The organism is Polynucleobacter sp. JS-JIR-II-50 (genome assembly GCF_018687895.1).
Classification (GTDB): Bacteria; Pseudomonadota; Gammaproteobacteria; order Burkholderiales; family Burkholderiaceae; genus Polynucleobacter.
Genome location: NZ_CP061307.1, coordinates 1,675,369 through 1,688,301, shown reverse-complemented (window position 1 = coordinate 1,688,301; position 12,933 = coordinate 1,675,369). Strand labels below are relative to the sequence as shown.

The window sequence follows — 12,933 nt, the reverse complement described above, 5'->3', positions numbered from 1 at the left end:
GGATAAATCATGTTTCAAACTCAATTAAACGACCAACTCGCTTCTGCACAAGCTAAAGCAATCGAAACTGCTAAACATTTGGCACAAGTTGCTGTTGAAAGCGCTCAAGAATTAGCTGAAATCAACCAAGCAGCTGCTAAAGATGCTTTAGTTGCCGCTCAAGATACAAGCTCACAATTGTTGGCAATCAAGGATCCACAGCAATTAGCTAAATTAGCTCAGCCAGAAGCTGCTCAAGAAGCCGCTAAATATGCTGCTGCTTACCAAGCTAAAGTAAACCAAGTAGTTCGTAACGGTAACAAAGAAGTTGCTCAAGTAGTTGATGCTTCTATTGATGACGCACGTGCTGATTTGGTTAAGTTTGTTAAAGAAGCTACTAAGACAGCTCCTGCTGGTTCTGAAGCTTTTGTTTCTGCATTCAAAACTGCATTTGATTCTTCACTCCAACAGTTTGACCAAGTTCGCGCATCTGCAACGGACGCATTTGCTAACTTTGAGAAGAGTGTTGATGCTGCTTTGGCAAACATTCAAGGTCAATACGCTGTTGCTAAGCCAGCTGCTAAAAGCCGCAAAGCTGCTTAATTAACTGAATAGTTAATTTTGCTGTTAAAAAAGCCACCCTTGGGTGGCTTTTACTTTTTCTATACTTCTATTTATTACTCAATCCAAGTAACAAAGTCTTCCTTAGGCTTTCTGACTTTTTTCAAGTTAAGCAACCAGTCTTCGTCTGCTTTTCTGTATCCTAGCGGCAGCATGACCACGCTGCGCAAACCTTTTTCTTTGAGGTTGAGGATTTCATCGAGAGCTGCAGCATCAAAGCCTTCCATTGGCGTGGAATCTACCTGCTCGTAGGCTGCCGCAATGAGGGCAGTACCAAGTCCAATATATGCTTGCTTTGCAGCATGGGTGTAATTGGTTTCAGCATCTCTTGCGGTGTAACCACTTAATAGCTTTTGGCGATAGACGTCACCAGCTTCGCTTTTGAAGTTACGCAGCTTCTCAGTCATATCAAATGATTGATTGATTCGGTCTGCCGTGTAGGTATCCCAGGCGGCAAAAACGAGCAAGTGAGAAGAATCTACTACCTGGGTTTGGTCCCATGAAATAGCTTTAATCTTCTCGCGAATAGCTTTATTAGTAATCACAAGCACTTCATACGGCTGTAATCCACTAGAGCTGGCAGTCAAACGAATGGCCTCCAGTATTAGCTCTACCTTTTCCTGCGGTACGGACTTTGAGGGGTCCATTTTCTTGGTGGCATAGCGCCACTGTAATTTGTCTATCAAGCTCATTCTGATTTCCTTGGATTTAATATAGCAATAGTGAGACAGTGTAATTTATAACGAGTGCTAGTGCTAAACAAGCTAATATGTAGGCATTCAATCTCAAAAGACCGAAATATGAATCAAATTGAAATTATTAGAGATGTCAGCGATGTGATGGATGCTCTTGGAGTCGCCGTGGTGTCCATCGGTGTTTTATGGGGCCTCTTCTGTTTTGCAAAAGGCTTGATTACGCAGACGGCCGATATTGCTTATAAAACCTTTCGCATACAAATCGTGCGCTCGCTTATTCTGGGGCTCGAAGTCCTGGTTGCGGGTGATGTGATTAGGACGGTAGCCATAAGTCCAACATTGACCAGTGTGGCGGTACTGGGCGCCATTGTATTAATTCGTTGTTTCTTGAGTTGGTCTTTGACATTGGAGATTGATGGCCGCTGGCCATGGCAAGCACCTAGATCAGGTCAATCAGAATAAGTCATATTGGGCTTTAAACGAGAAAGGGAGTCGAAAGACTCCCTTTTTTTGCTGCAGATTAATTGTTGCTTACGCAGCAACCGCGTCTTCTGGCTCAGTAACCGATGAGCGAATGAGGTAATCAAATGCTCCTAGCGAGGCTTTAGCACCTTCACCCATCGCAATAATGATTTGCTTGTATGGAACGGTGGTGCAGTCTCCCGCTGCAAATACTCCCGGCAAAGAGGTTTCACCTTTTGCATCGACGATGACTTCGCCGTGCTTGGATAAATCAATGCTGCCTTTAAGCCAATCAGTATTTGGTAACAAGCCGATTTGGACAAAGATGCCTTCCAATTCAATATTGTGCTCAGTGTTGTTGGTACGGTCTTGGTAGCGCAAGCCATTGACTTTGCCATTGGCACCCAATACTTCTTTGGTGAGGGCGCTCATGATGACGGTTACGTTTGGCATGCTAGCCATCTTCTTTTGCAACACCGCATCAGCACGCAATTTGCTATCAAACTCAATTAAGGTAACGTGACTAACGATCCCCGCTAAATCAATTGCAGCCTCAACACCGGAATTACCGCCGCCAATCACTGCAACACGCTTGCCTTTAAATAAAGGGCCATCACAATGAGGGCAGTAAGCAACCCCTTTACCGCGGTATTCTTGTTCGCCAGGAACATTCATTTCTCTCCAGCGAGCGCCGGTGCTGATGATTACAGACTTGCTAGTGAGGACTGCGCCATTAGCCAATTCCACTTCAAGACCATGATTCGTTTTGCGCAAAGCATTGGCGCGCTGTAAGTTCATGATGTCGACTTCATAGCTCTTCACATGTTGCTCAAGTGCTTGCACTAATTTAGGCCCTTCAGTTTCTTTTACAGAAATGAAGTTTTCAATACCCATGGTGTCCATGACTTGCCCGCCAAAACGTTCAGCCACAATACCAGTGCGAATACCTTTACGTGCCGCGTAGATTGCAGCAGCAGCACCAGCAGGCCCGCCGCCAATAACTAAAACGTCAAAGGGCTCTTTAGCAGAAAGCTTCGCAGCCTCTTCTTTCGGTGTGGAGGTATCTAATTTGGCAACAATCTCTTCAACGCTCATGCGTCCTTGACCAAATACTTCACCATTGAGAATCACGGTTGGAACAGCCATGATTTGGTATTGATCTACCAAGCCTTGATAGAGGGCGCCATCAACCATTTCATGGGTAACGTTTGGATTGAGGGCTGCCATTAAGTTCAGCGCCTGTACAACGTCAGGACAGTTGTGGCATGACAAAGAGATGAAGGTCTGAAAGCTAAGCTTGCCATCCAATCTAGTAATGCGATCAATCACTTCTTGCTCAACTTTGGCTGGGTAGCCACTGGCCTGCAAAATAGCCAAAATGAAAGAGGTCATTTCGTGACCCATTGGTAGGCCGGCAAAGGTAATGCGTGCCTCTTGATCAGTCTTGCTAACGGTAAAGCTAGGAATATGCTCACTCTTGCCGTCAGTTTTTAAGCTGATCTTGTCAGACTGCTCAGCCACTTCATTTAAGAGCTCCAGCATCTGCTTAGAGCTGTCGCTGTCATCGAGGCTAGCCACGAGAACGATCGGGCTAACGATCTTTTCAAAATATACCTTTAACTGGGATTTGATATTGGTATCGAGCATGATGATTTCCTTAGGAATTTTTTAGGTGAGTCTATTGGGCAGGATCTGGTCCTCTCCAATAGACTCTCTTAAAGAGAGTCTATTGATTACTGATTTAACTTAGATCTTGCCTACGAGATCCAAAGATGGAGTCAATGTTGCTGCGCCTTCTTTCCATTTGGCTGGGCATACTTCGCCTGGGTGCGCTGCTGTGTACTGAGCGGCCTTCAACTTACGCAATGTTTCAGAAACATCGCGAGCGATTTCATTTGAATGAATCTCCGCTGTCTTGATGATGCCTTCTGGGTTGATGATGAATGTGCCACGCAATGCCAAACCAGCTTCAGGAATATGAACACCGAAAGCGTTTGTCAATGTGTGTGTTGGATCGCCAACGAGTGGGAACTTTGCTTTTCCAACAGCAGGAGAGGTCTCGTGCCAAACTTTGTGTGAGAAATGAGTGTCGGTTGTTACGATATAAACCTCAGCACCCATTTTTTGAAATTCAGCATAGTTCTCGGCTGCATCTTCAATTTCTGTTGGGCAGTTAAAAGTAAATGCTGCTGGCATGAAAATCAGAACTGACCAATGGCCCTTGAGGGATTCGTCAGTAACAGTTACAAACTTACCATTGTGGAAAGCTTCGGTTTTGAAGGGTTGAACTGCGGTATTAATAATGGACATACTGTGCTCCTAGTGTTGGTTAATCAATTTCTTTAGTAACTACTGCAACTGGATGAATTTTGAACCTCAGTTGTTTATTTGTCTAATGAATAAATTTGATATTTATGATCGATTTTTTAGATAATTGATTTCAGAGCCTACAGCGTGCTTAAAACGGGTTATTTCTGGATTCTTTAGGAAAACTACTATTTTTTTATGGGTATTTGAAGGGTTCGGGTAAGCCTTTGGGCTATAGTGGTCTTAATGCCTACAAGGCTAATTTTTTACTGAATCTGGAGAAATGACATGAGTTTCATGAAACAAGGATTAATTGCCATATCTATTGCAGCACTTGCACTCTTAACTGCTTGCGTTACTGATGGCAAATACAACCAATTGGACCAGGCCTATAGCCAGCTTCAACAGGCCTACCAAGGCGACGAAGTGGAAATTCGTCAATTACAGGGTGAATTGCGCATTACGATTCGCGACAAAATTTTGTTCCCAGAGGGTGGCTATCGTTTAAATGCTAAGGCCGAACAGGTATTGGCAAAGATGGCCCCAACATTATCTGGCTTCAAAAATACTAAGGTAGTGGTTCGTGGTTATACAGATAACGTTGCTATTGGTGCTGATCTTCGTAAGCAAGGAATTGCAACCAATCTTGATCTGTCTTCAAAGCGGGCAGATAACGTAGTCGACTACCTCATTCGCAAGGGCGTAAGTCAGGGACTTATTTCTGCGCAAGGCATGGGTGAATCTAATCCGATTGCCTCTAATGCAACTCCAGAAGGTCGTGCACAGAATCGTCGTATTGAAGTTACCTTGGTCGGCCCAGGCAATTAATTCGTAGCTTATCTAAAAGGATCAACAATGAAATATTTATTAAGACTTTGCGCAGTAGTAATGGTTGCATTGGGATTAGCTGCTTGCTCAAGCGCGCCCGATGTCAAAACATCCTCAGCAGATTTTATTAAAGTAACAAATGGCATTTTGACCAGCAGTTATGGCAAGACCATTTATACCTTTGATAAGGATCAGGCTGGCTCAGGCAAATCTGAGTGCGTAGCAACTTGCGCTACAAACTGGCCTCCAGTCTACGTAGAGCCTGGTATTAAGCTCTCCGGTGACTTTTCCTACATTAGTCGTAACGATGGTCAGAAGCAATTGACATACAAAGGCAAGCCGCTGTACTTTTTCGTTAAGGATAAAAATCCTGGTGACAAGACAGGTGATAACGTCAACAATGTTTGGCATGTTGTAACGCCGTAAGCTGAAAAATATTTAATGAGTTAAATGTAATAAATGCCACCTTAGGGTGGCATCGCCTTTTTATGAAATTATTTTTATTACTCATCATGAGTCTTTTTGCCTTAGCAAGTAATGCTGAGGACTTGTTAGTTCCCCTCTCAAAATTTGATAATGATTCTCAGCAATTAACAAACAGTAAGGTGCTGGAGTTTTGGGGTTATCACAATTACGACGGTAACGATAACTATCAAAATATTTTGAAGTTGCGTTACTACAATCCCTTGGCGGCAGGTGACTGGCGTGGACGTATACGTCTCGATAGTTCTTATGCATCCAATTACAACTCTATTTCATCGGCTAATAATTCAGGGCAGTACAGCGCAGGAAACACCATGGTCACGATCTGGGGGCAGGACCGAACTTTTCTAAAGCCATTGGGCGCTTTGGTTGGTGGCCGCCTTGTATTTCCATTTGGCAATAATGGGCAGTGGGCGGTTGGACCCCAATTAGGCTGGTCATTCATTCCTGAGGTCGATAGCTTGTTGGGCGTGACTGATTTCTCGCCCTTATTGCGCTACATGTACGGTTTTGATACTAAAAATAATAGCCAAACCATTAACCCCAATCAGCCTGCATTGGTCAGAAACCTGCAAATATTCCCAACCATTGGCTTTCAGCTATCTCCAAACACAATGCTGCGTTTTTGGGATGAAAACGGGGCGGTTTACAACTCTGCTGGTGGAGGGTGGTTTGTGCCAATTGATGCCATGGTGACCCATCGCTTCGCAAGGCAATGGGTATTTGCAGTGGGCGCCAGCAAACAAGTGGTTCAAAGTTATCACCAGTACGACTGGTCTACCTACGCGAAGATCTCCTATAACTTCTAGAGCGTAAGCCTTTAACGGTAAAGCCTACAGACTATAATTATTTCCAAAATTAGTATAAATATTCCCTAGCTAACCTTATATCAAACCGATCCTTTTATGAATAAGAAAATTTTTACATCTCTAATGGCTATATCTTCAATCTTCATGTCTGTAGGTGTTGCTCATGCAGATGAGGCGCTCACTCCGATTCCCAAGATCTCCAATCAGTGGACTGTTGATGTAACGCCGTATGTTTGGCTTCCTAATGTTAGTTCTACACTCAATTACAAAGGTCAATACCTGAATACTGCTGATGTGAATATGAATAACATTATTAGTAATCTGAAGTCTGGGGGAATGATTTCTGGGGAGGCTCATTATGGTAGCTGGGGAATTATGGCTGATCTAGTTAGCGCTACATTGCAAAAGAGTGGTACTACCTCGGTCACTCCAGCGCCGGGTTACAACTTTAAGCTAGCGATGAAGCCTACCCTTCAACAAACCATGTTGACTGGCGCAGCTACATATAACCTTGTAAACAATAAGGACGCTACTGTGGATGGTTTATTGGGGGTGCGTTGGATTAGCATGACCGCCACACTGAATCTTGCGCTTGACGGAACAAATTATTCATTAAGCGACTCTAAGACTGTCAGTACTGTTGATCCGATTGTTGGCTTTAAAGGACGCTATCGCATCGCAGATTCCACTTGGTATATCCCTTTCTACGCTGATATTGGTAGTGGTGGTGGAACAACTAATGTGACTTGGCAGGCAATGGCTGGTGTTGGCAAGACTATTGAAAAGTGGGTTGATGTCTCCTTGGTTTATCGCGGTCTTTACTATGACATGAGTAGCTCGAAGACTAACGGTGCGGGCCTTCTTCAGAAGACAACCTTTCAAGGCCCACAATTATCAGCAACATTCCACTTTTAAATCTCTTTTAAATATTTTATGAAACCTACTTTAAAAATAGCGGCTACATTATTGGCGCTTGGAGTTATATTCACCTCAGTTTTTGCTCAAGAAATTCCTGCACGTGCAGGCACAATTGCTGCTGAGAAATCAGGCGCCGTAACTGTTTCTGCTAAACCGGCTGTAGATAGCGTTGAAATTGCTAAGAAGCTGGCAAATCCAATTGCTAATATGATTTCTGTACCGCTGCAATATCAGTTTAGCCGCGGTGTAGGCCTAAATCAGGGCGGCTCTGAGCAGACTCTTTTATTTCAGCCAGTCATGCCATTCAACCTAGGTGGCGGCGATGTTTTCATTGTTCGTCCTATTGTTGCGGGTGCTAGAGAAACTAGTGTTCAAACTGCGCCTGGCCAATCATTTTCTGGATACGGCATTGCTAGCGTAACTCTCGAGTCTTTTTATGCGCCCAATACCAACTCTTCTTGGATTTGGGGTATTGGCCCCTATGCACAATCACCATCCGGTAATAGCGGTAAGTTTGGTTCGCAACAAACGGGTGCCGGCGTGACTGCTGTTGTTTTGAATCGTGAAGGTCCATGGACTTATGGCTTGCTTGGCTATCAATCATGGAACGTGGGCGGCAACCCAACTTTTGGTACGCAAAATAATCTGTACGGACAACCTTTTGTTGCTTACACCGATAAACAGGCTTGGACATATACAGCCAATATGGAAGCGCAATATAACTACGATACGCATCGCACATCTAACCCTCTATATGTAGGCGTTTCCAAATTAGTAGTGATTGATGGTGTGCCTTTCTCCTTTGGTGCTGGTCCTATGTATTACGTCAGCAATACACCCGGTGGGCCATCTGGTTGGGGTGCGCGTGCTACGGCCACACTAGTTGTTCTTAAGTAATTTGCTGCAGAGTTTCCCACTTATAAAAGATAGGAAGTTAATTATGAAAAAACGGATGTTTAATAAATTACTAGCCGCTTCGGTTTCGGCGACCTTGGCATTCGCACCATTGATGAGTGATGCTTGTACTAGCTTCTTACTCAAAGGGAGCGATGGCGGCTATGTTTATGGCCGCACAATGGAATTTGGTTTGCCCTTGAATTCGCAATTGACGACTATTCCAAGAGCTTATGCTCATAAGGGCATTGGTGTTGATGGTAAATATGGTTCTGGTCTGAATTGGAATTCTAAATATGCAGTAGCTGGCATGAATGCGCTTGGCTTGCCTGAGTTGGTAGATGGTATGAATGAAAAAGGCCTGATTGGAGGCGTATTAAATTTTCCAAATAGTGCTGCTTACCAGGCGGTTACTCAAGCTGAGTCATCCAATAGCATTAATTCAGTTCAGGTGCTCACTTATGTGCTGACAAATTTTGCTACCGTTGATGAAGTAAAGGCTGGCCTACCAAAGATTAAAGTGAATGGCGCAAAGTTGGCTGTTTATGGGAATCAAACTCCACCGGTGCACTACACATTCCATGACAGCAATGGCAAAAGTATTGTGGTCGAGTATTCCAAAAATGGATTATCTATCATGGACAATCCAACGACTGTATTGACAAATGATCCCCCATTTCAGGATCACCTTAACAGCATTGGAAATTATGCCAATCTCTCTAAGGTAGAGAAGCCACCACTAGTCATTAATGGAGCAACTTACGCAGCACCGAGTTCTGGTAATGGATTGCATGGTCTTCCTGGCGATTTCCTGAGCCCAAGCCGCTTCATTCGCGCACTATTTTTATCTAACTCAGTGCCAACAAACTTTACCAACGCCCAAATGGACGGTGCTGCTTGGCACATTCTAGGAAGCTTTGATATTCCCCCTGGATCAGTGACCTTGCCAGCTAGCAATCCCTATGGTGGTGGCACAGGCGGCTATGAGGTAACTGAATGGAGCATTGTGGCGAACAATAAAACTATGATTTACAACGTCAAGATGTTTGAAAACAATAATACGTATGCATTTGATCTGAAAAAAATGGATGTGAATGCTAAAGAAATGAAGTATGTCAAATTAGCTCAGCCCAAGATTTTGGTCCCAGTGAATTGATGGATTTAAGCTAAGACATCTGATATCAAAAAGAGGCTCGCTTGTCGAGCTTCTTTTTTTAATAGATTGATGATTGCAATTAACGCATGGTTAGTATTTTATAAATGAAGGTTTGATAGAGGCTCCCAGTGAATCTAAAGTCTAAAATTATTTATGCCGGTGTACTAGGCCTTTTCTCTAGCCTAGCTTCAGCGGTTCAATTGCTTGATCCACCATCAACACCTAAGGTCACCAATATCACTGTGTTCGTGGCTAAAAAAATTGTCACGATGGATCCGGCGATTCCAAATGCAACTGCTGTTGCTGTTGCCGACGGACGTATTTTGTCCGTAGGTTCTTTGGAGGATATGAAGCCTTGGACAAGTAAGTACCCTACGCAAATTAATCGGGATTTTGCTAATAAAGTCATGTACCCGGGATTCATTGAACCACATGCACACCCTTTGTTGGGCGGTATTTTGTTCAACAAACCATTGCTGACACCATCGCCCATGCCTAATCCGTGGGGGCCGGCGTTCCCTGGGGTTGCCAATTTACAGTCAGCAATGACGCAGCTCAAAAAATACTCTGATGACATCAAGGATCCGAGCAAGACTCTGTTGGCATGGGGCTTTGATGTAGTAGCTATGGGGAAGATGCCTGATCGTCAACTCTTAGATCAAGCTTCGAGCACGAGACCAATTGTTGTATGGGATGCTTCGGGCCACGATATGTACGTCAATAGTGCTTTTATCAAGTTCTATGGCATCACGCCTGAGAAGGTAAAGAATGTGAAAGGCGTTGGTATTGATAAGGATGGTCAATTAAATGGCCAGTTCTTAGAAATCCCTGCAGTAACTTATATTTTGGGCGTTGCAGGAAAAGATGTTCTCAATCCAAGTGAAATTCCGACTGACTATTTGTATATGAGCGATCTCATGCAGCAGGGCGGAATCACCACCTCTGGTGATTTAGCATTTGGAACCTTGAACATCGAGATGGAGCTCAAGATTGCCAAGGCTTTTAGTCAATCTTCAGCAGGCGCTTTACGGATTGTGCCTGTCGTTTACTCAGAGCCCTTTATTCAGAAGTATGGTGACAAGGCGATTGCAGAAGCACAGGCTCTACAACAGCAAGACAACGACCGTTTGATATTTCAGGGCGTAAAGTTCTATAGTGATGGCGGTTACTTACCAGAAACCATGCGTATGGAGCACCCGGGTTATACCGATGGTAGCCTGGGATCATCAAACTACAAGTCAGCCCAAGACTTTGCTGCTGCCATGAAGCCATGGTGGGATGCTGGCTATCACATTCATATTCATAGTAATGGCGATATTGGCAATCAAAATTCTATTAATGCTTTGCAGTTAATGATCGATGCCAAGCCACGCTTTGATCATCGTTACACGATTAACCATTTCGGCATTCCATCGACTGCAATGGTGATGAAGATTAAGGCTCTTGGTGCAGTAGTCAGTGCCAATATTTCTTATATTTCCGAGCGCGCTAAATTGGAGTATCCAGCTTTAGGTATGGATCGTGTGTCTTATGCGACTCGACTAGGCACCCTGGTTCGTAATGGCATTGTTACCTCCATTCATTCGGACGCGCCTGTATCTGCACCTGTGCCATTAAAAGAGGCATGGACTGCAGTGACCCGTAAGGATGTATATAACGATGGCAAAGTATGGGCTCCAGCGGAGGCGGTAACTGCCTCTGATGCGATGAAAATGATCACCATTAATGCTGCTTACACATTAGGGGTGGAGGATAAGGTGGGAAGTATTGAAGCCGGCAAGTTCGCAGACTTTGCGGTCTTAGATGCGGACCCACAAACTGTTCCCGCAATCAAAATTAAAGATGTTGGGGTCTATGCGACAGTTTTGGGTGGAAAAGTCATTCCGGTATCGGAAACCAAGAAGCCTAGACCTTTGGAGTAGCGCTTCCAGATAAAGTATAGGGAGATCTGAAAATGCCAACCATAGGGTTGGCATTTTCTTTTGAGGTTGCTTCCAGTAATCAATGGTTACTCAGGAAAGTGCAACTACTCCTGAAATCAAGTTGATAGCCAATGCAAGTAAAGAGGCATTAAAAACAAAGGCAGTCATTCCTTGAAGCATAACCACGAACCGGATTCTGGAGCTAGCAATATTGACGTCAGCGGTTTGGCAAGTCATACCAATTACCATGGAGAAATAGAGAAAGTCCACATAGGTCGGCCTTAACTTGGAGGCAAATAGCAAAGGCGCTTCTTTAGTTTTTTCAAGTTCTTGGTAGTAAATATGTGCATAGTGCAGGGCAAATGCTGTGTGTACATATAGCCAAGAAATGATGTAGGTTGCTAAAACCAGCCCCACATGACGAATGGCAAGATTGGTTGGAAGCGCCTTGATGCCTGAAAGAATGATCACGATCGTCACTAAACTGGCTACGGCTGCAAGTACGATGATCAATAGAATCATCGCTGCACCATCATCCTCTCTCTTCGAGAGGTCAAGAATGTTTTCTTGGGTGGAGAAATACATCATGACGTAGGTCAGCATCAAGTAGAACCCTCCTGCAGCCAACCAGGAAAGGGCTAAGCGGACAATTGGGCTCTGATCAGCTGGAATGACAAAATAAGATCCAAGTCCAGTGAGCGCAACAATGATGAGTCGGTGAGTGGCGCCTATTTGATGCCAGTATTGTGTCCAACGGGATACTTTCATAGTGGCTCTAGTATGCCTTTAAAATGGAATGCATTACCCGGGCAATAAAAATCCACCTGAAATGGAATCTGGGAGTGAATGCAGATGGTAAACATAAAGAGGGGAATGTTAGATTGAAGTCGAATATCAGAACTTGGAGCTTAGTGGCGGGCGCACTCATTATTTTGGCAGCCTGTGTTTTCTCCTATATATTGACTAAGCCTGCAGAGGCTGACGTGTCTATCCTACGTCTCCCTGCCGCCATTCAAACTGTATAAATAAATTTTCCTATGACTATTACATTTAAATATTTTTCAAAATACGTTGCTCTAACTTTGCTAGCAGCAGCCTTTCTGGCTGGTTGCCAATCTACTGGACAGGATGGTAAGCCACTCACTACTGCAGAGATTATTCAAAAGCGTGATGCTACGTTAAAGATGTCGAAGACGGGTCTTGATGCATTGATCAAGCAAAAACCGGATGTTCAAAAAGAAATTGATCAGGCAGCTGGCTATGCAGTATTTACGACTACCAATGTCAATATCGTTTTGCTGGTAGTGGCCCGTGGCGAGGGTGTCTTGTTTGATAAGCGACGCAAGGAGCCTATTTTTATGCAAGCACTCAAAACAGGTGAGGGCTTGGGGGCTGGCTATCAAGATCAATACCAGGTGGCGATCTTTAAGACCCCGGGAGCCATCGATCAGTTTTTATTGACCTCGATTGATGGTCGTCGTGGTGGCATCGATGTAGACGCGAATTTTTCTGCTGGTTCTGGCGGTACGATTCGCTCCTTTAATCCCGAAATTACCTTCTATACAGTGGGGCTCTCAGGATACGATTTACAAGCTAACTATGGCGGCACGCTCTATTTAGTGGACCAGCAGCTTAATAGTGCTGAGACCCTGAACAGTCTTCCAAAGAAGAAGCCAGATACAAAGTAAGTTTGGCGTAAAGTAAGCGCCAGAGCCTATCTATGGCCCAGCATTTGTAGAGCCCCAGCTAGCATGTCTGGGGCTTTTCTTTTGCCTGTATCGGTTTGATCTACTGGTATTTCTCTATAGAAACCCGCCTGAACCAGAGTAGATTGGTATCTGAAATTACCCATCTGAAAG

At 44.2% G+C, this 12,933-nt stretch carries 15 protein-coding genes; 11 read left to right on the top strand and 4 right to left on the bottom strand.

Going from position 1 to position 12,933, the window contains the following annotated elements:
* Nucleotides 1-9 precede the first annotated feature (9 nt).
* Nucleotides 10-582 (top strand): phasin family protein, encoded by a 573-nt coding sequence (locus tag FD963_RS08420; protein WP_215361891.1) that lies wholly within the window; start codon nucleotides 10-12, stop codon nucleotides 580-582.
* 74 nt (nucleotides 583-656) lie between these two features.
* Here FD963_RS08420 and FD963_RS08415 read toward each other — a convergent pair whose 3' ends face one another.
* Nucleotides 657-1,292 carry an NAD(P)H-dependent oxidoreductase gene (locus FD963_RS08415; RefSeq protein ID WP_215361889.1) on the bottom strand — a complete coding sequence of 212 codons (636 nt, stop codon included), beginning with the start codon at nucleotides 1,290-1,292 and terminating at the stop codon, nucleotides 657-659.
* A 108-nt stretch (nucleotides 1,293-1,400) separates the two neighbouring features.
* On the opposite strand from FD963_RS08415, the gene FD963_RS08410 reads away from it, so the two are divergent.
* Nucleotides 1,401-1,757, top strand: coding sequence for a DUF1622 domain-containing protein (locus FD963_RS08410; RefSeq protein ID WP_215361887.1), 357 nt, complete (start codon nucleotides 1,401-1,403; stop codon nucleotides 1,755-1,757).
* Nucleotides 1,758-1,826: 69 nt separating this feature from the next.
* Here FD963_RS08410 and ahpF read toward each other — a convergent pair whose 3' ends face one another.
* Together ahpF and ahpC are read right to left on the bottom strand one after the other, a co-directional pair.
* Nucleotides 1,827-3,404, bottom strand: coding sequence for an alkyl hydroperoxide reductase subunit F (gene ahpF / locus FD963_RS08405; protein ID WP_215361885.1), 1,578 nt, complete (start codon nucleotides 3,402-3,404; stop codon nucleotides 1,827-1,829).
* Nucleotides 3,405-3,503: 99 nt separating this feature from the next.
* On the bottom strand, nucleotides 3,504-4,067 hold the full coding sequence (gene ahpC / locus FD963_RS08400) for an alkyl hydroperoxide reductase subunit C (protein WP_072584055.1): 564 nt from the start codon (nucleotides 4,065-4,067) through the stop codon (nucleotides 3,504-3,506).
* A 285-nt stretch (nucleotides 4,068-4,352) separates the two neighbouring features.
* Between ahpC and FD963_RS08395 the strand changes: the two genes are divergently transcribed.
* The 7 genes from FD963_RS08395 (at nucleotide 4,353) to FD963_RS08365 (ending at nucleotide 11,074) form a co-directional block, all read left to right on the top strand.
* Complete coding sequence (locus FD963_RS08395) at nucleotides 4,353-4,892, top strand: OmpA family protein (protein WP_215361883.1); 540 nt, start codon at nucleotides 4,353-4,355, stop codon at nucleotides 4,890-4,892.
* Between the two features lie 27 nt (nucleotides 4,893-4,919).
* Nucleotides 4,920-5,318 (top strand): hypothetical protein, encoded by a 399-nt coding sequence (locus tag FD963_RS08390; protein WP_215361882.1) that lies wholly within the window; start codon nucleotides 4,920-4,922, stop codon nucleotides 5,316-5,318.
* A gap of 62 nt (nucleotides 5,319-5,380) precedes the next feature.
* Nucleotides 5,381-6,184, top strand: a complete 804-nt coding sequence (locus tag FD963_RS08385) for a hypothetical protein (protein WP_215361880.1) — start codon at nucleotides 5,381-5,383, stop codon at nucleotides 6,182-6,184.
* Between the two features lie 123 nt (nucleotides 6,185-6,307).
* Nucleotides 6,308-7,099, top strand: a complete 792-nt coding sequence (locus tag FD963_RS08380; RefSeq protein ID WP_251367215.1) for a hypothetical protein — start codon at nucleotides 6,308-6,310, stop codon at nucleotides 7,097-7,099.
* A gap of 18 nt (nucleotides 7,100-7,117) precedes the next feature.
* Nucleotides 7,118-7,999: a hypothetical protein gene (locus tag FD963_RS08375; RefSeq protein WP_215361875.1), complete on the top strand. Its 882-nt coding sequence runs from the start codon at nucleotides 7,118-7,120 to the stop codon at nucleotides 7,997-7,999.
* A 43-nt stretch (nucleotides 8,000-8,042) separates the two neighbouring features.
* Nucleotides 8,043-9,152: a linear amide C-N hydrolase gene (locus FD963_RS08370; protein ID WP_215361873.1), complete on the top strand. Its 1,110-nt coding sequence runs from the start codon at nucleotides 8,043-8,045 to the stop codon at nucleotides 9,150-9,152.
* 128 nt (nucleotides 9,153-9,280) lie between these two features.
* A complete protein-coding gene (locus tag FD963_RS08365; protein ID WP_215361871.1) occupies nucleotides 9,281-11,074 on the top strand; it encodes an amidohydrolase in 1,794 nt (597 codons plus the stop codon).
* A 90-nt stretch (nucleotides 11,075-11,164) separates the two neighbouring features.
* On the opposite strand, the gene FD963_RS08360 is transcribed toward FD963_RS08365, so the two are convergent.
* Entirely contained in the window at nucleotides 11,165-11,842 is a 678-nt protein-coding gene (locus FD963_RS08360) for a DUF1345 domain-containing protein (RefSeq protein ID WP_215361869.1), read from the bottom strand.
* Between the two features lie 113 nt (nucleotides 11,843-11,955).
* Between FD963_RS08360 and FD963_RS08355 the strand changes: the two genes are divergently transcribed.
* Together FD963_RS08355 and FD963_RS08350 are read left to right on the top strand one after the other, a co-directional pair.
* Complete coding sequence (locus FD963_RS08355; RefSeq protein WP_215361866.1) at nucleotides 11,956-12,099, top strand: hypothetical protein; 144 nt, start codon at nucleotides 11,956-11,958, stop codon at nucleotides 12,097-12,099.
* A 12-nt stretch (nucleotides 12,100-12,111) separates the two neighbouring features.
* Nucleotides 12,112-12,762: a hypothetical protein gene (locus FD963_RS08350; RefSeq protein WP_251367214.1), complete on the top strand. Its 651-nt coding sequence runs from the start codon at nucleotides 12,112-12,114 to the stop codon at nucleotides 12,760-12,762.
* The last annotated feature ends 171 nt before the right edge of the window (nucleotides 12,763-12,933 follow it).

Bases quoted from the DNA above. Each gene is read 5' to 3' on its own strand.
- FD963_RS08410 (WP_215361887.1), top strand. From the start codon at position 1,401: ATGAATCAAATTGAAATTATTAGAGATGTCAGCGATGTGATGGATGCT.
- FD963_RS08375 (WP_215361875.1), top strand. From the start codon at position 7,118: ATGAAACCTACTTTAAAAATAGCGGCTACATTATTGGCGCTTGGAGTT.
- FD963_RS08385 (WP_215361880.1), top strand. From the start codon at position 5,381: ATGAAATTATTTTTATTACTCATCATGAGTCTTTTTGCCTTAGCAAGT.
- FD963_RS08415 (WP_215361889.1), bottom strand. From the start codon at position 1,292: ATGAGCTTGATAGACAAATTACAGTGGCGCTATGCCACCAAGAAAATG.
- FD963_RS08420 (WP_215361891.1), top strand. From the start codon at position 10: ATGTTTCAAACTCAATTAAACGACCAACTCGCTTCTGCACAAGCTAAA.
- FD963_RS08370 (WP_215361873.1), top strand. From the start codon at position 8,043: ATGAAAAAACGGATGTTTAATAAATTACTAGCCGCTTCGGTTTCGGCG.
- ahpC (WP_072584055.1), bottom strand. From the start codon at position 4,067: ATGTCCATTATTAATACCGCAGTTCAACCCTTCAAAACCGAAGCTTTC.
- FD963_RS08350 (WP_251367214.1), top strand. From the start codon at position 12,112: ATGACTATTACATTTAAATATTTTTCAAAATACGTTGCTCTAACTTTG.
- ahpF (WP_215361885.1), bottom strand. From the start codon at position 3,404: ATGCTCGATACCAATATCAAATCCCAGTTAAAGGTATATTTTGAAAAG.
- FD963_RS08360 (WP_215361869.1), bottom strand. From the start codon at position 11,842: ATGAAAGTATCCCGTTGGACACAATACTGGCATCAAATAGGCGCCACT.
- FD963_RS08380 (WP_251367215.1), top strand. From the start codon at position 6,308: ATGGCTATATCTTCAATCTTCATGTCTGTAGGTGTTGCTCATGCAGAT.
- FD963_RS08395 (WP_215361883.1), top strand. From the start codon at position 4,353: ATGAGTTTCATGAAACAAGGATTAATTGCCATATCTATTGCAGCACTT.
- FD963_RS08390 (WP_215361882.1), top strand. From the start codon at position 4,920: ATGAAATATTTATTAAGACTTTGCGCAGTAGTAATGGTTGCATTGGGA.